The 26,407-nt window shown below is 40.7% G+C and carries 27 protein-coding genes and 1 pseudogene; 17 read left to right on the forward strand and 11 right to left on the reverse strand.

Translation table 11 applies throughout. From position 1 onward, the window contains the following. The first annotated feature begins 42 nt into the window (after positions 1-42). The 3 genes from BK009_RS09735 (at position 43) to BK009_RS09745 (ending at position 2,612) form a co-directional block, all read left to right on the forward strand. Positions 43-1,236, forward strand: coding sequence for a M24 family metallopeptidase (locus BK009_RS09735; protein WP_100909496.1), 1,194 nt, complete (start codon positions 43-45; stop codon positions 1,234-1,236). Positions 1,237-1,407: 171 nt separating this feature from the next. Next, entirely contained in the window at positions 1,408-2,196 is a 789-nt protein-coding gene (locus BK009_RS09740) for a ParA family protein (protein ID WP_100907222.1), read from the forward strand. Then, positions 2,193-2,612: an AAA family ATPase gene (locus BK009_RS09745; protein WP_100909497.1), complete on the forward strand. Its 420-nt coding sequence runs from the start codon at positions 2,193-2,195 to the stop codon at positions 2,610-2,612. Before BK009_RS09740 ends, BK009_RS09745 begins: the two co-directional genes overlap by 4 nt. Before the next feature lie 134 nt (positions 2,613-2,746). Here BK009_RS09745 and BK009_RS09750 read toward each other — a convergent pair whose 3' ends face one another. After that, positions 2,747-3,868 (reverse strand): radical SAM protein, encoded by a 1,122-nt coding sequence (locus BK009_RS09750; protein ID WP_100905197.1) that lies wholly within the window; start codon positions 3,866-3,868, stop codon positions 2,747-2,749. A gap of 247 nt (positions 3,869-4,115) precedes the next feature. On the opposite strand from BK009_RS09750, the gene BK009_RS09755 reads away from it, so the two are divergent. The 5 genes and pseudogenes from BK009_RS09755 (at position 4,116) to BK009_RS09775 (ending at position 8,521) form a co-directional block, all read left to right on the forward strand. Further along, entirely contained in the window at positions 4,116-4,337 is a 222-nt protein-coding gene (locus tag BK009_RS09755; RefSeq protein ID WP_100905196.1) for a hypothetical protein, read from the forward strand. Between the two features lie 90 nt (positions 4,338-4,427). Further along, entirely contained in the window at positions 4,428-5,780 is a 1,353-nt protein-coding gene (gene cfbB, locus BK009_RS09760) for a Ni-sirohydrochlorin a,c-diamide synthase (protein ID WP_100909498.1), read from the forward strand. A gap of 502 nt (positions 5,781-6,282) precedes the next feature. Then, positions 6,283-6,735 (forward strand): transposase, encoded by a 453-nt coding sequence (locus tag BK009_RS09765; RefSeq protein WP_100907644.1) that lies wholly within the window; start codon positions 6,283-6,285, stop codon positions 6,733-6,735. A 22-nt stretch (positions 6,736-6,757) separates the two neighbouring features. Then, positions 6,758-7,192 (forward strand): annotated as a pseudogene (locus BK009_RS09770) (IS1595 family transposase); the annotation flags it as partial. Positions 7,193-7,360: 168 nt separating this feature from the next. After that, positions 7,361-8,521 (forward strand): oligosaccharide repeat unit polymerase family protein, encoded by a 1,161-nt coding sequence (locus tag BK009_RS09775; protein ID WP_100909499.1) that lies wholly within the window; start codon positions 7,361-7,363, stop codon positions 8,519-8,521. Between the two features lie 510 nt (positions 8,522-9,031). On the opposite strand, the gene BK009_RS09780 is transcribed toward BK009_RS09775, so the two are convergent. Further along, a complete protein-coding gene (locus BK009_RS09780; protein ID WP_100909500.1) occupies positions 9,032-9,292 on the reverse strand; it encodes a hypothetical protein in 261 nt (86 codons plus the stop codon). Between the two features lie 116 nt (positions 9,293-9,408). Further along, positions 9,409-9,939, reverse strand: coding sequence for a hypothetical protein (locus BK009_RS09785; protein WP_100905192.1), 531 nt, complete (start codon positions 9,937-9,939; stop codon positions 9,409-9,411). Positions 9,940-10,116: 177 nt separating this feature from the next. On the opposite strand from BK009_RS09785, the gene BK009_RS09790 reads away from it, so the two are divergent. Next, on the forward strand, positions 10,117-10,947 hold the full coding sequence (locus BK009_RS09790; protein WP_100905191.1) for a F420-dependent methylenetetrahydromethanopterin dehydrogenase: 831 nt from the start codon (positions 10,117-10,119) through the stop codon (positions 10,945-10,947). Positions 10,948-11,091: 144 nt separating this feature from the next. Then, positions 11,092-12,288 carry an HD domain-containing protein gene (locus tag BK009_RS09795; RefSeq protein ID WP_100909501.1) on the forward strand — a complete coding sequence of 399 codons (1,197 nt, stop codon included), beginning with the start codon at positions 11,092-11,094 and terminating at the stop codon, positions 12,286-12,288. Between the two features lie 111 nt (positions 12,289-12,399). Here BK009_RS09795 and BK009_RS09800 read toward each other — a convergent pair whose 3' ends face one another. From BK009_RS09800 to BK009_RS09830, 7 genes are all read right to left on the reverse strand, one after another. Further along, complete coding sequence (locus tag BK009_RS09800; protein ID WP_100905189.1) at positions 12,400-12,873, reverse strand: flavodoxin family protein; 474 nt, start codon at positions 12,871-12,873, stop codon at positions 12,400-12,402. Between the two features lie 65 nt (positions 12,874-12,938). After that, a complete protein-coding gene (locus tag BK009_RS09805) occupies positions 12,939-13,580 on the reverse strand; it encodes a TMEM175 family protein (protein WP_100909502.1) in 642 nt (213 codons plus the stop codon). 12 nt (positions 13,581-13,592) lie between these two features. Then, positions 13,593-14,171, reverse strand: a complete 579-nt coding sequence (gene hisB / locus BK009_RS09810) for an imidazoleglycerol-phosphate dehydratase HisB (RefSeq protein WP_100909503.1) — start codon at positions 14,169-14,171, stop codon at positions 13,593-13,595. Next, entirely contained in the window at positions 14,155-14,361 is a 207-nt protein-coding gene (locus tag BK009_RS09815; protein WP_100909504.1) for a 4Fe-4S binding protein, read from the reverse strand. The genes hisB and BK009_RS09815 overlap by 17 nt, the downstream gene beginning before the upstream one ends. Before the next feature lie 159 nt (positions 14,362-14,520). Next, positions 14,521-15,114 carry a flavodoxin family protein gene (locus BK009_RS09820; RefSeq protein ID WP_100909505.1) on the reverse strand — a complete coding sequence of 198 codons (594 nt, stop codon included), beginning with the start codon at positions 15,112-15,114 and terminating at the stop codon, positions 14,521-14,523. A gap of 162 nt (positions 15,115-15,276) precedes the next feature. Further along, positions 15,277-16,497 (reverse strand): bifunctional 5,6,7,8-tetrahydromethanopterin hydro-lyase/3-hexulose-6-phosphate synthase, encoded by a 1,221-nt coding sequence (locus BK009_RS09825; RefSeq protein WP_100905184.1) that lies wholly within the window; start codon positions 16,495-16,497, stop codon positions 15,277-15,279. 204 nt (positions 16,498-16,701) lie between these two features. After that, on the reverse strand, positions 16,702-17,994 hold the full coding sequence (locus BK009_RS09830; RefSeq protein WP_100909506.1) for a TrpB-like pyridoxal phosphate-dependent enzyme: 1,293 nt from the start codon (positions 17,992-17,994) through the stop codon (positions 16,702-16,704). A 288-nt stretch (positions 17,995-18,282) separates the two neighbouring features. Between BK009_RS09830 and BK009_RS09835 the strand changes: the two genes are divergently transcribed. The 7 genes from BK009_RS09835 (at position 18,283) to albA (ending at position 24,852) form a co-directional block, all read left to right on the forward strand. Beyond that, complete coding sequence (locus BK009_RS09835) at positions 18,283-19,308, forward strand: DUF1786 domain-containing protein (RefSeq protein ID WP_100909507.1); 1,026 nt, start codon at positions 18,283-18,285, stop codon at positions 19,306-19,308. Between the two features lie 3 nt (positions 19,309-19,311). Continuing rightward, the gene (locus BK009_RS09840) at positions 19,312-19,959 is read left to right on the forward strand and encodes a PHP domain-containing protein (protein ID WP_100907230.1); all 648 of its coding nucleotides are present in this window, start codon (positions 19,312-19,314) and stop codon (positions 19,957-19,959) included. Positions 19,960-20,052: 93 nt separating this feature from the next. Then, on the forward strand, positions 20,053-20,847 hold the full coding sequence (locus tag BK009_RS09845; RefSeq protein ID WP_100907231.1) for a DUF63 family protein: 795 nt from the start codon (positions 20,053-20,055) through the stop codon (positions 20,845-20,847). A 120-nt stretch (positions 20,848-20,967) separates the two neighbouring features. Continuing rightward, entirely contained in the window at positions 20,968-22,485 is a 1,518-nt protein-coding gene (locus tag BK009_RS09850; RefSeq protein ID WP_100907232.1) for a 2-isopropylmalate synthase, read from the forward strand. A gap of 150 nt (positions 22,486-22,635) precedes the next feature. Beyond that, on the forward strand, positions 22,636-23,379 hold the full coding sequence (locus BK009_RS09855; RefSeq protein ID WP_100907233.1) for a response regulator: 744 nt from the start codon (positions 22,636-22,638) through the stop codon (positions 23,377-23,379). A 57-nt stretch (positions 23,380-23,436) separates the two neighbouring features. Beyond that, on the forward strand, positions 23,437-24,192 hold the full coding sequence (locus tag BK009_RS09860) for an ATP-binding response regulator (RefSeq protein ID WP_100907234.1): 756 nt from the start codon (positions 23,437-23,439) through the stop codon (positions 24,190-24,192). 375 nt (positions 24,193-24,567) lie between these two features. Next, positions 24,568-24,852, forward strand: coding sequence for a DNA-binding protein Alba (albA, locus tag BK009_RS09865; RefSeq protein WP_100905176.1), 285 nt, complete (start codon positions 24,568-24,570; stop codon positions 24,850-24,852). Positions 24,853-25,121: 269 nt separating this feature from the next. Here albA and BK009_RS09870 read toward each other — a convergent pair whose 3' ends face one another. Next, entirely contained in the window at positions 25,122-26,372 is a 1,251-nt protein-coding gene (locus BK009_RS09870) for an outer membrane protein assembly factor BamB family protein (protein WP_100907235.1), read from the reverse strand. Positions 26,373-26,407 lie beyond the last annotated feature (35 nt).

Consider the following 26,407-nt stretch of genomic DNA (forward strand, 5'->3'; position numbering starts at 1 on the left):
GATTAATCCTTTCAGTAATATAAATATAAGTCAAGTGTTAATATGATGGAAAAAGTCCCTTTATCTGAATTAAATAGCCGAATGAAAGCATTTAAAAATCAGATGGATTCCTCAACTCCAGAATGGGACATGGCAGTTATTTTCAGTAATATTAACCTCTATTATTTCACTGGGACCATGCAGGATGGTATGTTAATGATTTCCAGGGATGAGGATCCCACCTTCTGGGTCAGACGTAGCTACCAGCGGGCCCGGGATGAATCATTATTCCCAGTTATTAAACCGATGAATAGTTTCCGGGATGCCCGCAAGGATATTGGAACTCTTCCGGATACCATATACTTGGAAACTGAAGTGATGCCCCTGGCTTTGTACCAGCGTTTTGTTAAACACTTCCCCTTTAAAGAATTCAAACCAGTTGATTTACATGTGGCTGCAGTCAGGGCAGTTAAAAGTGAATATGAACTGTCTCTTATGAGAAAGTCTGGTAAGATCCATCAACACGTCCTGGAAGATCTGGTGCCGGACATGTTACTGGAAGGGATGAGTGAAGCCCAGCTGGCAACAGAGCTTTTTAAAGTCCTGGTGGATGAAGGCCATCATGGATTAACCCGTTTCGGAATGTTCGACACTGAAATCGTGGTGGGACATGTTGGTTTCGGTGAAAGCAGTCTTTACCCCACATATTTTGACGGGGCCAGTGGAACACTTGGTTTAAGTCCGGCAGCACCAGTCCTGGGAAACCGAAACCGAAAGCTGACAAAGGGTGACCTGGTATTTGTGGATGTTGGCTGCGGAGTTGATGGATACAACACTGATAAGACCATGACCTACATGTATGGCAGTCCCTTACCCCCACATGCACTGGAAGCACACCAAAAGTGTGTGGAAATACAGAATGAAATAGCAGGGATGCTGAAACCAGGTGAAATACCCTCACAGATTTACCACCAAGTAATGGATAACCTTAACGATGAGTTTTTGGAAAACTTCATGGGGTTTGGTCCCCGTAAAGTGAAGTTCTTGGGCCACGCCATTGGTTTATTAATTGATGAGCTTCCGGTGATCGCCGAAAGATTTGACGAACCCCTCCAGGAAGGAATGGTATTTGCCATAGAGCCCAAAAAAGGAATTAAAGATGTGGGAATGGTTGGAATTGAAAACACCTTCATTGTAACCCCCAACGGGGGAGAATGCATAACCGGCAATAATCCAGGCATGATCCCGGTTTATTAGACATACCATATTTTTGATTATTATTTTTTGATTTCTTATTTTATTGGCTAAATCCACTAAGAATCCATATTAATGAATCTAAAAACTTTAAATATTATAACTTATAACTTATACTTAATAACTTATAATTTATAAGAAATTTCAAAAATAAATAAATATAGGAGAACCATTATGGCTGAAGTAATATCAATACTAAATCAAAAGGGGGGTTGCGGTAAAACCACCACCGCAGTAAACCTTTCTGCAGCATTAGCACTGTTAGGAAAGAAAGTTCTGGTAATTGACATGGACCCCCAGGCCAATGCCACCACCGCATTTGGAGTGGAGAAAAATGAGGAAAATTCGGTTTACAGGGTCCTAACTGGGGAACAAACACTGGGTGAAGCCATTGTGCCCACCGAAATTTCCGGACTGGATCTCCTACCCAGTCACATATCCCTGAGTGGGGCTGAAATAGAACTCAGTAAAGATATTGGATTCCCATTCATATTAAAAGAATCAATGGATGGCATTCTGGATGAATATGACTATGTCCTGCTGGACGTTCCTCCTTCTCTGGGCATACTGACCATCAACTCTCTGGTGGCTGCAGATAGTGTTATCATACCCATCCAGGCGGAGTTCTATGCACTGGAGGGAATGGCTGATCTATTGGATGCCATGAACCTGGTGGAAAGTCGTTTGAACAGTCCTTCACCAATAAAGGGAATACTGATAACTCTCTATGATTCACGTACCCGGCTGGGTAGGGATGTTTACCAGAATGTTAAACAGTACTTTGGTGAAACTGAGTTCATTTTCAAAACCACCATTCCCCGTAACGTGAAACTTGCTGAAGCTCCCAGCCATGGAAAACCATGTATCATCTACGATGAGGAATGCATAGGAACTGAAGCTTACAATGATCTTGCCAAGGAATTATTATCATTGATTGAAGCTGATCTGGAGGATAACAAATGACCTCGGATAGAAAGGGTGAGAGTGCATTGGGGAGGGGATTGGATGCCCTGATCCGTAAAGAAAAACCTAATAAAACGGAAACACCGGATGTTAAAAAAACAACAACCTCAGAAAAGAAATCCTCCAAAAAATCCCAAGTCAAGAGTTCCTCTAAAACTAAAGCCTCTTCTAAAGAGAGAAAAAGTAGGAAAACCAGGGAAGATCCAAATAAAATAATTGTTGATGTAGTGATTCTGGAGGTTCGTAAAAATCCCCGCATATCATTATGGTCTGCTAGGTCTGCGGCGGTTTTAAGGTTTTTAAAAAATACCAAACCGGCATTCAGTATTAGTAAAGAGGCATCGGCCCTCATTGAGGAGGCAGTTCAACAGAAATATCCTGAGATATGGGAAATGTTTGAAAAGGAAGATTTTTAGAAATTAAAGGTTAATCGGGGGCGGTTAGTTATAAGTTATAATTAATTATAAGTTAGAACTTATTAGTTATAACTTATAACTCATTTTTGTTTATTTGAATTTACACATTTTTAGGTTGTTTTTTAAATTTTTTATCAAAATGAAAGTGTGGTCTGCCGGGCATGGTTCATCTGAATGAATGGTTCGGCTCGTTTGGTCACCACACCCAGTTTCTTAATTTCGTCCAGTTTACGGAATGTTTTGCCATTTCTACGGGCGTCCATGATCCGTTGAGCAGATTTTTTCCCGATTCCGGGAACACGCAGTAACTCTTTGTAGCTGGCTTCATTCACCTCCAGGGGGAACATATCTGGATGAGCTTTTGCCCAGAGCAATTTGGGATCATCATCCAGGAATAGGAAACCCTCATCATCCAGAACCATTTCATCCAGTGAAAAACCATAGGAATTCAGAAGAAATTGGGCCTGGTAAAGTCGGGGGGTTCGTTTTTCTTCAGGTTTGGTATGACCTGCTAGTGGAGTTTTATCAATTGGTTCGAAGGGGCTAAGATAACTTAAATTAATATTTAAATGTTTATGGAGCCATTTAGCCCGTTTAAGTATATCCTGGTCTGTTTCGTGGTTGGCCCCCACAATTAACTGGGTGCTCTGACCGGAAGGTGCCAGGTCATGGTGGCGTTTTTTAAGACGTCCAATCCATTTCATCCTCCGCAGAACATCGTTGTGATAGTCTTTGGTGGTGGTGAGCTCCTGGAAACCCGAAGAAGTGGCTGATTCCAGGTTCACACTCACCCGGTCTGCCAGGTTCATGGCCCTTTTAATCATGTCATATGATGCACCGGGAATCACCTTGAGGTGTATGTAACCCTGGTACTCGTACTCCAGACGTAACTTACGGGCCACTTCCACCATATTTTCCATGGCTACATCTGCATCCCCAGGCAGCCCTGAACTTAGAAAAAGACCTTCAGCAAAATGATTCTGGTAATAATGTAAGAAAACTGAAATTAACTCTTCCGGTGAAAATTCAATTCTATCAAAACGGTTATGACAATGGTTGATGCAATAGTTACAGTCACTGGTACAGTGATTGCTCATCAGAACCTTAAATAAGGGCACCTGGCATCCACTTTGGGTGCGAGCGTGGTAAATCCCTGGCAGGTTTGGTGAGGTGAAATTCTCTTGATTAAGACTTACATAGTTGCAGAGGTCATATTGAGAGGCTTCACCCAGAATACGTAGTTTGTCAATATCCATCGAATAGTAGTATATGTGGTTAGGGTTTATAAAAATTTAGAGAGTGCAGATGAGGACTATGTTCCTGCAAAAATAGTTTAAAATACCATATTCAATTATTTCCGTATTTTTTCTCCACTAACCTAATTTATCTTTTATATAGGGGTTAAAATATGTTTTTTGTCTTTGTGGTGGTGTTCAAACACGTAAATCTTTATAAATCATGAAATAGAAGATAATTAATTACAAATTAATGGAGGTTTAAAAAATGGCAAAAAATCCAATCATTGCAGCAATATTGTCTTTCCTGATACCTGGTTTAGGTGAAATATATGCCGGAAAAACCATGATGGGAATTATTTTAGTGATCATAGCAATAATCTTAACTGCTGCCATTTACATGGTAACATTCTATGCATGGATTGTGTACATCATAGTGTGGATTTATTCTATATATGATTCATACACTACTGCTAAGGCGTTAGAATAAAATAAATCCATTATATATTCCAATTTCTATTTTTTTTATATTTTTTATCAAGTACCACTTTTATAATTAAGATGGGTTCTTATTAGACATATGAGAATTGTACTGGCAGGAACTGGAAGTGCAGTGGGGAAGACCACCATCTCCACTGGAATAATGAAAGCCCTATCCTGGGAACAGAAGGTTCAACCATTCAAAGTTGGCCCGGATTACATTGATCCCACCTATCACACCCTAGCCACTGGAAATGTTAGCCGAAACCTGGACTCATTTTTCATGAATCATGGTCAGATCCGTGAGGCATTTGAAAGGGGATTAGGTATCTCAAATTCTAGAATGGGAGTTATAGAGGGTGTCAGAGGACTCTATGAGGGGATAAGTCCCACTGGAGACGTGGGAAACACAGCATCAATTGCCAAAGCACTGAACGCACCGGTTATCCTTATTTTAAATTCACGTAGCCTGGTTAAAAGCGCAGCAGCAATTGTTATAGGGTTTAAAACACTGGATCCCACCATCAAAATCGAAGGGGTTATTCTCAATCTGGTTAAAAACCGGAAACACTATCTCAAAACCAAGGAAGCAGTGGAAAAACTGGCAGATACTCCAGTGATTGGTGGAATCCCTCGAGATGATGCCATCAGTGTGGAACAACGCCACCTGGGACTGGTGCCCGCGGTGGAAAGGGAAAACATCAAGCGGAACATTGAAGACTGGGGACGGGTCATGGAGGAGAACATTGACCTGGATGCACTGATCACCATAATGAAGGGAGCTGGAAGTTTGCCTGGAGGTCGTGAACCACTTTTCCAGCAGAAAAGCGCCCGGAAGGTTAAAATGGGCATTGCCCGGGATGAAGTGTTCACTTTTTATTACCAGGATAACCTGGAGGCACTGGAAGCCAACCAAGCAGAACTGGTATATTTCAGCCCTTTGCATGATGAGGAACTTCCGGATGTGGATGGAATCTACATTGGTGGAGGTTATCCCGAGGTCTTTGCCCGGGAGCTGGAAGCCAACCAGTCCATGTGTAGTTCAGTAAAAAAATTCCACCATGAGGGGCGACCCATCTATGCTGAGTGCGGAGGATTGATGTACCTCACCCGTTCCATAAACCAGCACAGAATGTGTGATGTCTTCGGCTACAATTCCAGTATGACCAAAAAGCCACAAGCCTTGAGTTACGTTATTGCTCGAGCTTCCCGTGATAACATCATCATTCCTGAGGGAGAAACCTTCCATGGGCATGAATTCCACTACTCCAAACTGGAACTGGAGGGTCAACAACCAGAATTTGCCTTTGATATTCTGAGAGGTCGGGGGGTGGTTGATTCCATGGATGGGCTGATAAGTAAGAACACTCTGGCCAGTTACGTGCACACACATGTGGCAGCATGTCCCACCTTTGCCAGTCGACTGGTAAGGGCTGCAGCAGGAGATTATTAGAATTGAAATATTTTCACTTTCATGACTAGGGATTATATTTGCATATTTATGATTCATTTAATCCCTACTGCCTAATCCTTTTTTGATATTATTTTTAGATTATAAGCCCTAATCTAGTTAAAAATCCATATTTAAACTCCAATTATATTTTCTACCGTAGAAATATTCTTGGATTTTCTCTGAGTTTTTTATCCTAATATTTTCTACAGTAGAAATTTAGTATAAGTTTTGTGAAAATTTTTCTACGGTAGACTAATTATTTAAAAGAATATCTAGATGAAATTCATATCTTGGAAATGGATACCCCCAGGGGGATGATAATCATTGCCTCTTATTGTATAAAGATGATGCACGTTATGATAATCCCTCCCCATAGAAAAAGTTTATAAAAAGTTTATAAAATAAAGGGAATAAGAATTAGACAATTAACATTAAAAAAAATTCGCTCATATCCCCATATTAGTGCAAAGGTTTATGTGAGGTTAGTGCCATATTATAATGTATGAAATCCGAAAATTTAGTTCCAAAATTGTTTGTTCCAGATGAAGAAAAGGCCATGGATTTTTTACGACATGTGAGGTGGTCTAGTGGAGTTTATTGTCCGGTGTGCAAATCTTTTGAAGTTTATAATCGGGGTGTTCAGGGTAAATCACGGCGCTATTCTTGCAATAGTTGTGGATTGAATTTTAGTGACCTTACTGGAACGGTATTTGCCAATAAAAAGCTTCCTGTGGGTGAGATATTTTATATCATTATGAATTTGGATAAAAAAAGTGTTCAAAGGCTTTCAGATGAGTTAGGTCATAAGTGGGACAGTGTTTATCGTGTAGCGCATGAATTTAGAGAAAGTTTGATGGATAAATCCACGGATCCTGTTTTGAAGGGTGATGTGGAAATAGATGAGATGTATCAATCTGCAGGTGAAAAGGGTTTAAAAAAACTATCCAAGGACTAGAGGACTTAAATTAAGGGGAAGGGGAACTTGGAAAAAAGATAAACCGCCAATTATTACTGTAGTGGAAAGAGGAACGCGAAATACAATATTAATGGTAGAAAAGAATCTTTCTAAGGATTTAATTCGGGAAAAAATAGATAAGCATTGTAATGAACCTATAAGGTTATTTACTGATGATTATACTATATACTTTGGTTTAGAAGGCCATTCAAAGGTTAAAGAACATCACATAATCAAACATTCAGAAAAAGAATATGCTGATGGTGAAAATCACGTTAATAATTGTGAAAACAGACATTCGCTCTTAAGGCAATATTTAAGAATATTTAGAGGGGTTTCAAAGAAAAAACTGAATACTTATGTTAAATTCTTCCAATTTACTTTCAATAAAGGGGTAAATTGGTTTGGAAATGCAATCCAATTAATATTAAATAATTGCACTAATACCGGGAGATGAGCGAAAAAATTTATTAAAATAATTTTTAATCCTAAAATATTTTTCAGGAATATAATTTTAAAAATGTTAATATATGATATTTTTGATCAATATTATTCACAATATTAAGTTATTCCACTGGATAAACTGATAGAAATGGTAATTAGGTAAATTTTTAGGAGACTATTTATGAAGTTTAAAAGTATTGATCTTTTTTCACCCTACATCCTGGTGGCAATCATAGTTATCTACACAGCACTGGCGGCAATAGCCTACCAGGAACACCTGAGGAACCTTCAGTGGATATCCACCACCACATGGATCTACGTTTTAATGGGAACCCTCTTCTTCATTGCCGGAGTTTTCGCACCTAAGTTCTTATATAACCATAGTGAGAAACTCAAATCCCTCTTAAGTAGTCCTGGTGTCACTGAAAAGAATTCAGAACCCTGGTACAATAAAATCCGAGTCATGCTGGATGAACGGGTGGTACTGGCTGCAGTGCTCATTGGAATACTACTACAAATCATTAACCTCTACCTCCTGGGGGGCATTCCCATCCTGAGCGGATATTTGAAGTTCAAGGCCACCACTGATTTATGGCGTTTTGCATACCCCATATTCCTGCCAGCCATCACCATTCTCCTGGCAAAATACCCTCGTAAATGGTATTATCTCCTGTTCATCATAGGGCTGGGAGTCTTTGCCATTAACGGTTACCGGACCACTACCATGGCCATACTCATCAGTGGATTCATAACTCTGTACTACACTCGGAAGATGAAAACCAGCCACATACTGATTGCCATTCTTTTAATCGGTTTAGTGGGGGTAGCAGCCGGTTACATAGCGGTGATGTCCATCCAATGGCAGCAATGGTCATTAAACCCATTACAGCTAGTTGCTTACCGGGCGGGATTCACTATGATGGTCTTTGACAAGATCGTGCACATGGCGGGAGCCACCGGAGGGGACCTGTTCCAGCAGGCACTATCCACCGGACACCCTCGGGTCACTGTGAGTCAAGTAGTTCTAAACTACCCGGTATCTGGTAGCACACCCACCACCAGTATCACCTCCACCATCTTCGGACCAGCAGTACTGGATTTTGGATTCTACGCCATGATCATTCAGATGTTCGTAATAGGGGCAGTGTTGAGGATAATTTACGCATCCCAAATTAAGGCTAACGGGGCCCTAACTGCATTTTATGCCATTGTGCTGACTCATACCATGATTTGGGTAGAAACCGGCCCTACTGATAGTGTGGTTTACCTGTTTTACCTGCTGGCACTTGTTGCCGTGGTTTTATACGCAACTCAACTAATGAAAAATCCAAGTACCAGTTAAGATTTTTCCCACATTTTTTTTTAAGTGTTTCCTATTTTTAGAGGGTTTATTCAATATTTAAGGGGTAAATAGGTCCCTAATTTTTATTTTAAAATACATAATTGGAATTATAGTTACACTTGAAATGCATGTCTTTTTTAGGTTAATTTAGGGGGGCAGATTAAGGTCTGCTTTTTAATTTTAAAAAAATAGAATTAAGATTATCGGAAAATAAAAAAACATCCTAAAAAATATCCTAAAAAGGAAAAAAATATATTAAATACTCAAGGAAATTTTAGACTATTCAGTATTATGGCAAAGTAGGGTTTCTCCTTATCAAATTCTTCATCAGGAGCTTGAAGTAACATTAAATAGGTTTTATCGTTTTTGACTAAAGATATCTGGGAGATCCTCATTATTTTACTGAATGGCTGTCATTTACCAGGAATATGTCTTCATAAGCGGTTTTATTATCAATGGTCATGGTATAACTTGATTTATTTTCCCAGCTTGGTGAAATAGTGCTTTGAACTAAGTTACATCCTGAATTTGCCTAATTGCCTCTTCTTCAGACATGCCATTGTTGGGCACAATCTGAATCTGGAATTGAACATAGTTAAATGAAATTTTTTTTAAGGCAAATATCATATTACTTCCACTTTCATTTTCACTTTCCACAGTCCAACCACTGGGATATTTAAAACGGATTCCGTATGCAGAATAGGTTTTGGTGGGTGTATTGGCACTTATATTGGCATAACTGGTATCATTGACCAGTTGTTTGTTACCCATCTTGTCATTAATCAGGTCCAGAACACCATTTAAGGATGTACATCCTATGTTAATACAACAGCAACCATAAAAACCATTATTATTCCAACATATTTTTTAGATAACAATTATATCACCTATTGAACATGTATACTGTCCAAAATAGTTTCAAAGCTCTGTTTTTTGTTATTATAATTTTCACTGGGAGCTGTGGTAAGAATGGTGATTGTATTGTTATTTTTTACAAAAACAATCTCTTCGTGCCTCATATCTTTAAATAGATATATAATATCATTACTTCTAAACAGGGTTCTGTATGCAGTCTGATTGTTTAATATGAGGGTGTCGGACAATAATTTTTTCCAACCTGGATAAATAGTCAGATTTTTCTCTTTAAGCACTCCCTCTTCAGACATGCCATAAGTAGGAGTAATCATAATCTGGATCTGGGTATAGTAATCCTCTGAAACTACGATGATGGGGCCGGTATCGTCATTGGAAACACTAACATCCCAGTTGGCAGGATAACTAAAACTAACATTGTTAAAAGTAAAATTTTTAGTGTCATTGTTTGATTTGGCAATATTGGAAGAGCCAATACAGCCTGAAACCAAAACCACAAGAATTATACTCCCTATTATAGCCAAAAATCCGCCACGTTTATTCAAGGGATATCACCAATGATAATAGTATTTTATTATATTTAAATATGTTTTATCATAATTATATTGAGGGAAATAAGAATCCATTTCTGCTGCTACCCAAACCTCATATATAAGCCTTCCCCTAAAAATTAAATGAAAAAATACTTATGCCGATCTTCCAAATAGCAAATCGGTGATAATATGGTTGTAAAAATAGGAGTTATTAAATGCGGTAATATCGGTACCTCTCCCGTCCTTGACTTAGTCTTAGACGAGAGGGCCGACAGACCTAACATAGATGTAAGAGGAGTCAGTTCCGGAGCAAAGATGAACCCAGAACAGATCGAAGAAGTCGTACCAAAAATAATGGATTTCGACCCTGATTTTGTTATATTCATCAGCCCAAACCCTGGTGCTCCTGGACCAGCTAAAGCCCGAGAACTATTATCCGGAATGGACGTCCCAGCACTAATCATTGGTGATGCTCCTGGAATGGGTAAAAGGGAAGAAATGGATGAACAGGAACTAGGATACATCGTAGTCCTGGGCGACCCAATGATCGGAGCTCGAAGAGAATTCCTAGACCCAACTGAAATGGCCTCATTCAACGCTGATGTAATAAAAGTACTGGCCGCTACCGGAGCTTACCGGGTGGTACAGGAAACCATCGATGGAATGATCGCCGCTGCTGAAGCAGGAGAAGCAATCGAACTACCAAAAGTAGTTATTGACGCTGCTAAAGCTACTGAAACCGCTGGATTTGCCAGCCCATACGCCAAAGCAAAAGCAATGGCTGCCTATGAAATGGCTGCTAAAGTAGGTGACATCGACCTCAAAGGCTGCTTCATGGTTAAAGAAATGGAAAAATACGTACCTATCGTGGCTTCCGCACACGAACTCATCGCCACAGCTGCTAAACTAGCAACTGAAGCTCGTGAAATCGAAAAAGCTAACGACACTGTTCTCCGTAAACCACACGGTCCTCAGGGTCAGACTCTGTCCAAAACCGTGTTAGTTTCCAAACCAGAATAATCGTATACTATAAAAAACAGTCCTCTCGGACTGTAACTTTTTTTTATTTTAATTCTAATTTTAGTTTCATTGTACATCTCAACTTTAAATTAATAAAATTATTATTTAATGTATGTTTATACATAACAAACAGGGGGTGTATAAATGATCGAAAACATCATAGAACGTTTCTCTAAGGCAGCCAGCATGCAACGCTGGAATGATCATATCCGTCCTGTGGAATTTACAGAACTGGATAAACAGGCTCATAAGATGGTAATTGCCTACGTGATCGCCCGGTTCGAGGAAGACCGAATGGGCGCGGGTAGTGTGGACTGGATATCCCTCATTGAAGGGGGCATATTTGAATTTCTTCACCGGACGGTTTTAACTGATATTAAACCTCCAGTTTTTCATCGTATGATGAAGGAAAAGGGTGAAGAGCTTAATAAACATGTATTCCATAGGCTGGAAAGTGATATGGAAGGTCTGGATCAGGGCTTTCAGGACCGATTCCGAAATTACTACCGAGAAAGTCCCAGTACCATGGAAAGACGTATACTGCGAGCAGCTCATTATCTGGCCACCCAATGGGAGTTTAAGATCATCTACCACACCGCACCATTTATCTACGGTATTGAGAAAACCAAAGAAAACATTGAAAACCAGATCGAGGATCACTATGACTTAATAGGTGTGCAGAAGATCCTCCTGGGTAAGAAATCCTTCGGGTTCATTGACCTCTGTGGTCAGCTACGTTTCCAGAAACGATGGGCACACATTCCCCGCATACCAGAAACCTCGGTACTGGGGCACATGTTCATAGTTGCAGCCACCAGCTACCTGTGCACCATGGAAATGGGGGCCGATTCCTGCTCTAAACGTTTCTATAATAATTTCTACGCCGGATTATTCCATGATCTCCCTGAAGTCCTGACCAAGGACATAATATCACCAGTTAAAGGTTCGGTGGAGGGACTTAAGGAGATCATCAAGGATTATGAGGACTTCCAGATGAAAGAAGAACTACTCCCCCTACTACCCCGCCCATGGCATGGGGATATGAAGTACTTTTCAGAATCAGAATTTGAAAACAAGATAATGGACAAGCAGGAAGTTATATTGGGTGTAAGCTTCCAGGATCTTAACCAAAAGTACAACCGGGATGAATTTTCTCCCCTGGATGGAGAATTATTACATGCTGCCGATCGCCTGGCAGCATTCATCGAAGCTAAACTCTCCCTGGATCATGGAATAAAATCTGTTGAACTGGAAGAAGCCGCAGAAAACATATACTCCGATTATGTGGGGCGCAAAATATCTGGTATTGATTTTGGAAGGATATTCAATTACTTCCGATAATATTTCAGATTTAGAATTTTATGAGGGCTGCTTCTGGGATATTGTACCTAAAATGGATATTGTATCTAAAAAATAGAATTAAAAGAGGGATTTTAAGAATTCCTCTTTATTTTATTCTTCTTTGAATTTCCTGGCAAAATCATTGGTCATGGATTCCCATTCTCCACTTTTCTGGGCCTTGCCCCCGATAACCATCTGTCCCATCAATTCCATTCCCTTACTTTCCAGAGCATCACGAATCTGTTGGGTGGCATTTTGAGAACCATCTCCCCCCATGGTCACCAGAACGGCACATTTTTTACCGGAAACATTTTCCAATTCTTCCAGGTACTGGTTAATACCGGGAGTGGGACGACCAGCCCAGACAGGGCTGCAGACAATCAAACAATCATAATCACTGATGTCATTTATGCAAGGTTTTATTGGCCATTTTTTCCCCATATATGCGTTTATGGCTTTGATAACATACCATTTATCTTTAACAGGTTCTATGCGAGTGAAATCTGCATTTATTGACTTCTGTAAGTTCTGAGCCACAGTTAAGGTGTTCCCCGAGTAGGAGTAACAGGCAATTAAGGTTTTCATTTTTTTATCTCCATTTATTCTAATATTTTCATTTTTCCCTAAATAAAAAAATCAAGGGTGCTAGTCTACTTTAAAGTTGTAGTTTTTTTTTTAACTGCAGTACTGGACCATATTTTTCTCCCAACAACGAAAAGAACAGGAATAAGAAACAAAACAACCATGCTCCATCTTGGACTAATAAAACTGGTAGTTATGGCTCCAGATATTACAATAGGCATTATTAAAAGACTTTTTTTAATATAAGGATAGTATGGTTCTACTTTTTTGGATATGAGTTCGTTTGCTACCGAATATCTCCAGATTAAATAGAAAAAGAGGCCTATAAAAAGGAGATTGAAGTCAAATATAAGCTGTGCCAGTTGATGTTGCGGAAATTGGGCTATAATTGATGTTGATAAAGGTAAAAGTGCTATGAACATCAGCCAGAAGATGTTTATCCACAGCAGGGTGAAGTTGATTTTTTTAACCAGATAGAACATGTGATGATCCACCCAGAAAACAGCCAGAAGCAGAAAACTTAGAAAGTAAACCGCAAATTTAGGGATGATTTCTGAAGTGGTTTGCACGAACAGGTCTGCGGTGTGGATTGGTCCGATGGGTATCTGGATGGTAACTACCAGGATGGTCATGGCAATGGCAAACAGGCCATCAGTAAGGGTTTCCAATCGGTTGGTGGGTATTAATATGCTGGGGAGATATTCAACCATTTTCAATATCTCCTAAACCACACCCTTGGTACTGGGCACCCGATCATGAACCACCCGGGTGGCATCATGCAGTGCACGAGCCAGGGCCTTGAAGATGGCCTCCACCTGGTGGTGGTCATTGGCCCCTTCAACACGGGCATGTAAATTGATTTTCCCGGTCTGGGCCAGGGACTCTAAGAAGTGACCCACATTTTCAGTGCTGAGGTCTCCTACCTTATCATGGTGGAAGTTCAAATCTAGAACAGTGTAACTTCGTCCAGATAGGTCCACGGCTACCATAGCCAGGGATTCATCCATGGGTACCAGGGCATGGCTCATCCTGCGTATTCCTTTTTTATCCCCCAGGGCTTCAGAGAGGGCTTCCCCCAGCACTATGCCCACATCCTCCACGGTGTGGTGGTCATCTATTTCAATATCTCCCTGGGCTTCTAGTTTCAGGTCGAATTGACTGTGTCTGGTGAATGATTCCAGCATGTGGTTTAAAAACTGGATCCCGGTTTCCACCTGGTACTCTCCGGTACCATCCAGATCCAGTTCAAGATTTATCTTAGTTTCAGAGGTCTTTCTATTTATATTACTTTTTCGGTTCATCTTGAGCATCCCTCACTATACGTATGGCATCTTCCGGACACTTGGAAGCGCATATTGTACACAGGTGACAGTAGCGTAGATTGGTGGCCATGGCCTTCTTATTCACATCCCATATCTTGGCTCCCTTGGGGCATTCTTCCTTACAGATTCCACACCCGGTGCACTTGTCTTCATCAACTTCTATTCTCATCAAACATACTCCTTATAACTTATAACTTATACTTTATAACTAATTTAAGTATTTGCTAAACTATTATTGCAACTGTTTAAATTAATTTAAAGGTTATTTTAATCTAATTTAGTTATAACTTATACCTTATAACTCATGATTTTCAGGGATAAAATTTTATTAATGTTCATTTGTAGGGTATTTCTCCAGGAATTCGCCGAACCTTTTAATGGTTTTTTTGAGGCTCCTGAATCCTTCTTCATCTGCTTTTACACCTTTGAGTGTGTCTTGTGACCAGAAATTAGCCCCTAAATTGGAACCAAAAGGTCCTCCACTAACTGGTATGGTTCCGTTGAGAATGTAAAAAGTCATAATTTGTTGTATGGCTAGTTCCTGACCTCCAACACGGTCACCACCCACAGCAATGGCCATGCCTACCTTGTGTTTTAGGAAATCTATGTCCACAGCTGCTGCTGCACGGGTGCGGTCCATAACTGCCTTGATCTGGGCACTTACTCCTCCATTGTATATGGGGGTGGCCATTATGATTCCCTGAACATCCTTAAAGAGTGGGTAGAGTTGGTACATGTCATCTTTGAGGATGCATTCCTTTTCCCGGAGACAGTAATCGCAATTTCTGCAGGGGCTTATATTTTTACCCCGAACAGTGAACATCTCAGTTTCATAACCTTTCTCTTCCATCATCTTCAGGGCTTCACCTAAGACATGCTCGGTGGCCTGTTTCCTGGGACTTCCGCTTATTCCTAAAATCATTAATCCACCCTCCCTGCAGTTAGTGTATAAATAAAGAATGAGTGTTTTAAGATAATAAAATTTTACATTTCGTGGTACTGGGATTCTGAGGAAAAGATAAAAAAAAAGTTATTTTTCAAATAAAAAAGAGATTGAGAGTATATAAATAGTTATATACTCAGTTTAGATAGCTTCATCTTCATCCAGAGCTAACCGCATGGTGTCGGGGTCCTGGGGCATTTTTTCCAGGAAGTCCTCGGCGGCGCGACGCACATCTCTGGAACCGATGATGTAACGGCCCACCACGATGATGTCTGCACCACTGTCCAGTGCTTGGTCCATCTTTTTAGGAACAATACCTCCGGCAACTGCCACCAACCCATTTTTACCAAGGAGATCCTTGATCTGGTTGATGTTACCCCATTCGGTCATGTCGGCCTGTTCTTCACCACGTTCGGCTTTCATGGTTTCCAGGTCCACATTACGGTGTAAGAGGACGATGTCTGGTTTGTAGTTTAGGGTTTCCAGTTTGCCGGTGAAGTTGTCAACGTTCATCATGTCCAGGATGGAGTAGATTCCCTGTTTCTGGGCTTCGTGGATGGCCTTTTCAATTGACTCCTGAGTTCCCAGTCCGGAAATGGCCACAGCATCTGCAGTCTCGTCAGCTGCCATTTTAACTTCTATACGGCCCACATCCAGTGTTTTGAGGTCGGCGATGATGAAAGCGTCCTTCTTGAGGGCCCTTATTTTACTGACAATTCCCACTCCAAATTTCTTAACCAGTGGTGTTCCTGCTTCGATGAGGATTCTTTCCCGGTCTGGCAGGCTGTCAATGATGCGTTCCATTTCCTGCATGTTATCCAGGTCCAGGGCAACCTGCAGGTATGGAGGTTTCCACAGTCGAGTAACTTTGAAACCCATAATAGGATGTGCTCCTCTGTCTTTTTCTGCTAATACTTTGTTAACGGATGGATATCCTCCCATTGCTCTTCTCAGGGCTAGTTTGGTTGCTCCGTAGTTGTACTGGTAGATCTTACGATAATCTGATGCTTCAGGGTGGATGAACACACTGATGATCAGAACCATGTCTTCAGCTTCTTCAGCAGGTAAAATGCCCTCTTCCACAGCGTCGGCCACTGCACGACCTACAGCAGTTTGTGCTGGTCCGAATATTTTGTTGGCATCATCCAGGCAGCGCACACTGACTTTGGGCACTATTAAGGTTGCTGGTTTGGTCATCAGGTTAGGTCTGACCACTGAAAGCAATGGTGTGTGGCCCAGTGAAAGGTTTGACATGTTATTCACGAAGGCAGTACCTACTGGTCCGTTTTTGTCTCCAATTACTAGATCAATGTGAGCAATTTCATTTCCATTTCCAATTAAGGCTTCCCCTATCTGATACATAATCATGATCCTCCATTTAAGTCTGAATTTACATTTTTAAAATTTGCACATTAATTCTATGAATGATAGATTATAAATAGATATATTCTACCCATTAAAAAAATCTTAAGATTCAATCAATCCTATTATTGTAAGTTAAAAGAAAACAAGATGATTGAAAAAAAACAAAAAAAGTTTTTTATGGTTTAAAAAAAATTGGATGGATTAATCTACAATTTTACCTTCCAAGTAATCATCGTAACCCGCAAGATCCAGGAGGCCGTGGCCAGAGAAGTTGATTACGATGGTTTTCTCTTCACCAGTTTTTTTGCATTCCAATGCTTCGTCTATTCCGGTTTTTATGGCGTGACAGGTTTCTGGTGCAGGCACTATTCCTTCAGTTCTGGCGAAGGTCACTCCACTCTGGAACACACCGGTTTGGTCCACTGCTCTTGCTTCCACAATACCTTCGTGGACCAGGAGAGCCACTAATGGGGACATACCGTGGTAACGCAGGCCTCCAGCATGGTCTGATGGGGGTATGAAGTCGTGTCCCATGGTGTACATTTTAATGAGTGGAGTTAGTCCAGCGGTGTCTCCGAAGTCGTAGCAGTAGTCACCCTGGGTCAGTGTTGGGCAGTGGGATGGTTCCACTGCAATGAATTTACAGTCGATTTTTTCGTCTAACTGGTCTTTGATGAATGGGAATGTTGCCCCGGCGAAGTTACTGCCCCCGCCAACACAGGCCACCATAACATCAGGGTTTTCGTCGAAAATTTCCAGTTGTTTCTGCGTTTCCTGCCCGATAACAGTCTGGTGTAGCATAACGTGGTTTAAAACACTTCCCAATGAGTAGTACACTTTTTCATCGTTTAAAGCGTCTTCAATGGCTTCGGATATGGCCACTCCCAGGGTTCCGGGGTGTTCTGGATTTTCTTCTAGAACTTTCCTACCGAAATCTGTTCTATTGGTTGGTGAAGCTAACACTTCTCCGTCGTAGAGTTGCATGATGGTTTTACGGTATGGTTTCTGGTTAAATGATACTTTCACCATGTAAACAGTGCAGTCCATATCCATTAGGTTACAGGCCAATGATAAGGCGGTTCCCCATTGTCCGGCACCGGTTTCAGTGGTTAATCGTTCAACACCGTCTTTTTTGGCGTAGTATGCCTGGGCTATTGCGGTGTTTAGTTTGTGACTTCCAGTGGGGGAGGTGTCTTCCCTTTTGTAGAATATCTTGGCGGGAGTGTCCAGATGGTCTTCCAAGGCTTTAGCTCTGACCAGTGGGCTGGGTCGGCCCATCTGTTTGTAAATGTTTCTAACTTCCTTAGGAATCTTTATGTAACGTTCTGTGGATATTTCCTGTTCCAATACTCCTTTGGAGAATATTTTTGGTAGATTTTCCAGTTGTTTCCCTTCTTCGGTCTGATCGTAGGCCGGGAACTCCACTGGCAGATCTGCAGCGATATTGTACCATTTTTTAGGAATTTCTTTTTCAGTTAATCTTACACTGTACATGGATTTCACCTCAATAATTTCCTTATATACTAATCTAACTTAATATGGATAACAAATGCGTATTATGCAATACACGTATTATGCAATATTATAAAATTTTTCTCCCCATTACTACACTTCCAATATTATCCGTTAGGGGGAAACTTCATATCATTTTTATCCTGATCTACAAGATATTGGTATGAGTCCATAATATACTTAACGTACTATTTAAATCTTTGTTGTATACATTGGTACATTTGAAGTGGGGGTTTAATTCTTATCCTTAAAGGGTCATATATAGTAACCATGAAAATACTGGCAATAGATGTGGGCACCGGGACTCAGGATATAATGCTATACGATTCTCAGGACCCCATGGAGAATGCCGTAAAGATGGTTCTCCCTTCTCCCACTAAAATAATGGCCAACCGGATACGAAAGCATCATCATGACCTTTTTTTAAGTGGTGAAACCATGGGTGGCGGCCCAGTAAACAAGGCAATTAAAAATCATCTTGATAGGGGTTACAGGGTGTTAATGACTGATATTTCAGCCAGAACAGTCCGGGATGACTTGGAAAGGGTAAGATCCTCCGGGGTGGAGATAGTCCCTGCCCTGGAGAAACATCCAGAAATTCCTGAATTAGAGCTTAAAGATGTTGATTTAGCCGCAATCAAAGAAGCGTTGTTAAATTTTGATGTGGAACTGGACTTCGACCGTATCGGCGTGGCGGTGCAGGACCATGGTTACCAGGAGGGTACTGGTGACCGTAACTTCCGTTTTCAGAAGATCAGGGAAAAACTGGATATTCCCCGGGCTCCAGAAGAGTTTGCCTATTTTGGGGAAGCCCCGGAATACTTCACCCGTATGCAAGGAGTTTTAAGAACCCTTAAGGGATACAAAACCACCATTATGGACAGTAAATTCGCATCCATCTGCGGGGCAACCCTTGACCTTCATGTTAGCCAAATGGATAGTTACGTGGCCTTGGATGTGGGAAACGGGCACACACTAGCTGCATCATTCATGGATGGGAAGATCCATGGAGTTTTTGAGCACCATACTGGTATATTAACACCTAAAAGGATAGAAGAACTAGTAAAAAAATTATCTGAAGGTACCATCACCCATGAAGAGGTTCATGAGGAACATGGTCATGGTGCATGGGTAATAGATGCCATAGATTCCTTTGAATGTGTGGTGGCCACTGGGCCGAAGCGTTCAATTTTATCCCAAACTGATCTCAACGTTTATAATGCGGCTCCTGGTGGGGATGTGATGATGACCGGGCCAGCAGGATTAATAAAATCAATTACTGACAGTAGGAGTTAACTGATGATTATTGATCCCCATATTCACAGCACCTATTCTGGAGACTCCACTGCTAAGGTAAAGGATATAGTTAAACATTCCCGTAAGATTGGCTTGGATGCCATTGCCATTGCGGATCATAACACCCTTAAGGGCTCTGAAGTTGCCTTAAAGGAATTTGGCAGAATGGATGATCTGGTGATCATCCCGGCCATGGAGGTTTCCACCAGTAAGGGACATATCGTGGCCTTGGGTATCAGTGAAGAAATACCTAAGGGAATCTCCCCGGAGGAAACTGTGGAACTCATCAGAATTCAGGGAGGGATTGCAGTAGCTGCCCATCCCTTTGTTACCTACCGTGAAGGACTATTTACCCAGGTTAAATTTGTGGATGTGGATGCTATGGAAACCCTAAACTCCCGATACATTTTCGGATACTCTAACTGGCGGGCTAAGAACATGGCCAAAGAGAGGAACATTCCCCAGATTGGTGCCAGTGACGCTCACTTTCTAGGGGCCATTGGAAGCTGTGTTACTGAACTGGAAGCAGACTTCTCAGTGGATGGCATTATCCAGGGTATCCTTTCCGGTAAAACCAATGTCTTCGGAGATCGAACTCCACTGCCTCTTATCCTTAAAGAGGTTATAAATAAGAAGATTCGCAGAATTTGATTTTTATTTATTTTTAAACGGAATTTAAATACCTTAAAATCTTATTGGGCAGATTAGGATAAATTTAAATATTTTAACACCCTACATAGGGCCATGGTTCTTGATCAAATCACACAGTACATCCAGGAGAACTTCATCTACCTGCATCCAGGTTACACCACCTTAAATACCATTGTTTTTGGTATAATCCTGGGCATGGTAATTCTCCTAATCATTCGAATGTTCCGCTGGATTGATAAAGACCCTAAAGACCTTTTTATACCAATCATTCCATTCATTTTCTTTGGATCCAGTGCACGGGCCCTGGTGGACAACGGCATATATCCCTTGACCTACCTCCTGGTCACTCCTGGAATATATCTTTTAACCGGAATTTCAGCTATTTTAACCCTTTTAGGATCAGTTTTAATTGAACGCAAGACTGACCGGGATTACCGTTATATCATTTTCATGGTGGGAGTAGTCATGTGCCTTCCTAACCTGTATTACATTCAACACCTCGACTTGGGAGTAGTATTCCAGGTAATGGGTTCATGGGTTCTGGTATCAGTACCATTCATATTATTGGGCTTTAAATGGAGTCTTTTGAAGGATAAATTCAACTTAAGTGTTCTTTTAGCTCATTTGCTTGATGCCAGTTCTACTTTTATTGCAGTGGACTACTATGGTTATGGTGAGCAGCATGTACTACCCAATGCCCTCACTCAGATGGCAGATAGTGCTATTGTAATGTTCCCCTTGAAAATAGCAGTGATACTACCTTCCCTATATGTTATTGACACCTACGTGGAGGATAAAACCATTCGGAACATGTTGAAACTGGCCATATTTATCTTGGGATTGGCACCAGGCCTTAGAAATTTCCTGAGCCTGGCCATGGGTACTTAGTTTCCAGGATCACTTAATAACAGGATCACTTACAAAAATCACAATCCCTTTTTTTACACAATTTTTTTATGAAGTCCAGTCACAAACATTAATTAATGTCAAACCATTAGGGGTCTTCCCATGTACATAGATAAGGTAAAGCAAGAGATTAAACTGCCAGAAAAGGTACGGATATTCGACACCACCCTCCGTGATGGTGAGCAAACGCCAGGGGTGGCTATAACGCCGGACGAAAAGATTAGAATAGCCAAGAGGCTGGACCGCTTAGGAGTGGATATTATAGAAGTGGGTTTCCCAGCTGCGTCACTGGGTGAGCAAAGGGCTGCCCGTGAAATAAAGGGTCTGGGTCTGAATGCACAGGTATGTGGTTTGGCAAGGGTTCTGCAGGAAGATATAGATGCAGCCCTGGACTCTGACGTGGATTACATTCACACTTTCATTGGAACCTCCCCTTTACACCGGGAGTACAAGTTACACATGAGTCAGGAGGAAATACTCAACAAGGCAACCGAAGCTGTGGAGTACATCAAAGATCACGGGATCATTGCTGAGTTTTCGGCTGAAGATGCTACCCGAACAGAGTTTGAATTCCTTAAAAATATTTACACAGCAGTAGAAGAGGCTGGAGCAGATATAATCAACGTTCCAGACACAGTTGGAGTATTAGTACCGGTATCAATGCATAGTCTCATAAGCGACCTAAAGGATGTAGTTAACATTCCCATAAGCGTGCACTGCCATGATGATTTTGGTCTGGCTGTGGCCAACAGCCTGGCAGCAGTGGAAGCTGGTGCCGAGCAGGTTCACGCCACCATCAATGGTCTGGGGGAAAGGGCAGGAAACGCCTCTCTGGAAGAGGTGGTAATGGCTCTAATGGTCAATTATGGGGTTAAAACCAATATAACTACCGAACTTTTGGTCAGCACATCTGAACTGGTTTCCAGGATAACCGGGGTGAAAATGCCCCCTAACAAGGCCATAGTGGGTGAGAATGCCTTTGCCCATGAGGCAGGAATACATGTCCACGGAGTCCTACAGAAGGCAGAGACATATGAACCTCTTAAACCTGAAATGGTAGGTCACACCCGCCGTATAGTTATGGGAAAACACACCGGTGCTCGTGCCATAAGGTCTAAACTGGATGACTATGGAATTGAAATGGAAGAAGATCAGTTTTGCACCCTGTACGACCAGGTGAAGAAACTGGGAGATAAGGGCAAAATGGTGACTGATGCCGATCTTCAGGCCATGGCAGAAACCGTACTGGGAAAACCCAAGGAAGAAAAGGTCAAACTGGAAGGTTTCACGGTTATGACTGGTGATAACGTACTCCCAACTGCTACAGTTAAACTTAACATCGATGGTAAGATAAAAACTGCTGCCAAAACAGGTGTAGGGCCAGTTGATGCAGCTATCAATGCAATACAAAATTTAGTAGGGGACACTGCAGATATAGAACTTAAAGAATATCATATTGAAGCAATAACTGGCGGTACAAATGCCCTGGCTGAAGTATTCGTAATTATGGCTGATTCTGATGGTAACAGTGCTACTGGGCGTTCTACTGTGGAAGATGTGGTAATGGCAAGTGTAGAAGCAGTTTTAGATGCAATAAACAAAATTCTTATTGAAAGATAATTGGGGTCATGATAATTGAAAGGATACAAATAAGCACGCAGAATCATTATAAAATGGAAAACATATAAATTAACAAATAATAATTAGTTAACAGTTAATAATTAGTTAACAGTTTAGAATTTTCTATAAATTTCAGGAGCACAGATAATCATGGCCAGTGCAACTATCCTGGTGGTGGAAGATGAAAGAATCACCGCTGAAGACATCCGAGCAGGACTGAAATTTGCAGGTTATAAAGTACCCGCAGTATGTTCTACAGGGGAAGATGCTGTTCAACAAGCTGGAAGACTAGAACCTGATTTAGTCCTAATGGATATTAAATTAGAGGGCGAAATGGATGGTATTGAGGCAGCTGCGGAGATAAAAAAATCACACGATATTCCCGTAATTTACCTAACTGCTTATTCTGATGAGGAGACTGTGGAAAGAGCTAAATTAACCGAGCCTTCGGGCTTTTTGGTTAAAGGTCAGGGGCTTTTAAGTAAACCATTCGATGAGAATGAACTACATGCTGCCATTGAAATTACATTATACCGGCATCAGATGGAAAAAGAACATGATCAGATTTCATCAACCATGTTAATGAAAACCAGTGAAGCAGTAATAGCAACCAATTCCACTGGTCAGATCAAATTCATCAATAACCTGGCTGAGGAAATAACGGGCTGGAGAAAGGATGATGCTTTGGGTAAGGATCTCCACGAAGTTTTCTTACCAATCTCTGAAATAAATGATGAATCATCCCTGGAAGATGCTTTGGCCGCAGGGGAATTACCGGAAATAATTTCCCGCAATGGTGCTCGCTTCCGTATTAAAGGGACTGTAACTCCTATAAAAGATTACAAGCATCAGATTAGCGGTATGGTGGTATCTTTCCAACTTCATAATGATTGATGGGAAACTTTATGAAAAGTAGTTCAATAGACAGCAGATATACTGGGGAGGCATGAAATGGGAAACGTAGACATCTTGATAGTGGAAGATGAGAGAATAACTGCTGAAGACATAAAAAAAGCTTTAAATAGTGTTGGGTTTAACGTACCGACCATTGTAAGTTCGGGTGAAGATGCTATAAGGGCTTGTGATGAGTTAGAACCTGATCTGGTGCTCATGGACATCAAACTGGAGGGGGAAATGGATGGTATTCAGGCCGCAGAAAAGATCCGCTCCAAAATGGGAATCCCCATAATCTACCTCACTGCATTTTCCGATGAAAAAACAGTTCAAAGGGCTAAAGTAACTGAACCTTCTGGATTTATTCTCAAGCAACCCTACGGATTTTTACGCAAACCATTCGAAGAAAGTGAACTCAACACTGCTATTGAGATAACTTTGTATCGGGATAGGCTGGAAAAAAGGCTTCGAAAACATGATAAATGGTTAGGGGCCACATTGAGGAGTATCAGTGATGGGGTAATTGCCACGGATCCCCAGGCTCAGGTTAAATTCATGAATTCCATGGCTGAAGAATTAACTGGATGGCTGGAGGAAGATGCGTTGGGTCATGATGTGCGGGATATATTTAAACCCATGGATTACAAATTTCCCCAGGGGGAGGATGTTTCTGTGGATGAGTCACGTTTCAAGAAAGCTATTCTTCCGGCAAAGGATGGAAGTAAATTAACAGTAGATGGTAGTGTAACATTCATTAAAGATTTTGAGGGGAATGTAGACGGCCTTGTGGTAATATTCCGTGCAATTGACTGAAATCATCAAAAGTGAATTAATAGTGGGATTAGTTAGTAGTTTGAATAAAATCTTAATGTCTTTCTAATTTTTACCCTTCATACTATTTTTTCTATTTAATTGAGACTTATGGCGATTGTTTTCAGAGATATCTGTATTTTTTATTTCCATTATTCCTCATTGACTTTGTTGAATTTCCATCCCCCAGAAAACTGTTCAGGGAAACAAAAAAAATGTTCTTACTGTGGAATTTATATCATAAATACTAGATTTAAACGGATATTTAACTTTTAAAACATTATAATCAGTGTTATTTGCCTAAAAGACTGCGTCACAAAATATATATAATATTAATAACACTTTTAGAACCATAGTATATCAATGGAGGTTAAGCGAATGTCAGAGGAAAATGTGGTGTACATTGGAAACAAACCGGTAATGAACTATGTATTAGCTGTAGTAACACAGATGAACGGCGGCACTTCTGAAGTGATACTCAAAGCTAGAGGAAGAGCCATTTCACGAGCAGTAGATGTTGCAGAGATAGTCAGAAACAGATTCATAACTGATGTGGGTATTGGTAGAATTGACATATGCACAGAAGAAATTATGAATAACGAGGGAACCTCAACCAACGTTTCGGCCATTGAGATACAGCTTGCAAAGGAATTCAGTAAATAGTTTTAAACCTCCTTTTTCCTTTTTATATATCTTTTAATAAAATTTAAAGACTTAAACCTTTATTTTTGGAAAATAACAACATAAATATCCATTATTGGATTATTAAACTCCAATTTTTAATCATCTTAATTCTGAAATCTTATTCATTCAGATATTCATGAATATAATATATTGAGTTTAATGAGATTAAAAAAGCTTTAAAATAAAAATTTTCCAAAAAAAGAATAATGGAAGAAGATAAAAATCTTCTTTGTTTTACAAGAATACCATCAAGATTTATTTTCTTTTTTGTTCTTCCTTCGGTTACGCACAGTTCTACCAACCACTAATAGGGCAATTATGATAAAAACAGCCCCACCAATGTAGTAAATGTATACGGACGTTGGCGCGCTTTTCTTGTCGTTGTTAAGGGCGTAGAGTGATCCGTCATCTGCACCAACGTATATCATATTCCCGTAAGTTGCTGGGGAAGATTCTATAGGTTGATTTATAATACCATAGCCCGGATTGTAGGTCCACTCTTCATTACCATTGTACTTGTTTACAATGTAAACTGCACCTCCACTGGATCCGAATACTATTTTGTTGTCCATAATGGCAGCAGTGGTTTTTACAGCTCCACTAGCGGTGTAATTCCATTTTTCAACACCATTCCGGGTGTCTAAACACATTATTTTACCGTTATCCGCTCCCACAAATAGGCTGTTATCATTGGGGTCGATGGTTGGTGAGGATACTACTGGTTTCCCCATATCGTAATTCCACTTTAGTGTTCCGTTTTCTATGATAATGGCATATATTTTCCCATCGTTTGATCCAACATAAACAATATCGTTCATTACTGTCGGGGACGATTGTACCTTATCACCTGTAGTGTATTCCCATGATTTATTTCCGGTGTTAATATCAAGGGCGTATACTTTCCCATCATCAGATCCAATTATTAATTTATCTCCGGAGATAACTGGGGATGATTTAACAGCATTACCTGTATTGTATTCCCATTTTTTGGTCCCGTTTGATGTGTAAATGGCATATATTCTCCCATCATCTGAACCAACATAGGCTGTGTTGTTCTGCACTAATGGTGAGGAAGCGATGGAGTTACCTGTTTTGTATTTCCATTTAACATTTCCGTTTTTAATATCCTGAGCGTAAAGATATCCGTCTGTTGATCCTATGTATAGATAATCTCCTGATATGGAAGGGGAAGATATCACAGAACCTTCAGTTTTATAATCCCATAGTTTGGTGCCGTCTTCAAGGTTAACTGCATATACATGGTGGTCTTGAGAACCAAAATATGCCACTTTGTTAAGTATGGCTGGGGATGATTTTATAGCACCTTGGGTGCTGAAATACCAGACATTAGGTGTGAAATCAGCGGCCTGATCCATGTAACCGGTACGTTGGGCGTTTTCATGGAACATGCTCCAATCAGCCCCTGCGACGGCTGCTGGCGATGCCAGAAGGCAGGTTATCATAAATCCCAATAACAATTGTTTTCTTCCCATATTCATTTATATCACCTGATCTTATGTATTCTCTAAATAAA

Source organism: Methanobacterium subterraneum, assembly GCF_002813695.1.
GTDB classification, from domain to species: Archaea; Methanobacteriota; Methanobacteria; order Methanobacteriales; family Methanobacteriaceae; genus Methanobacterium; species Methanobacterium subterraneum.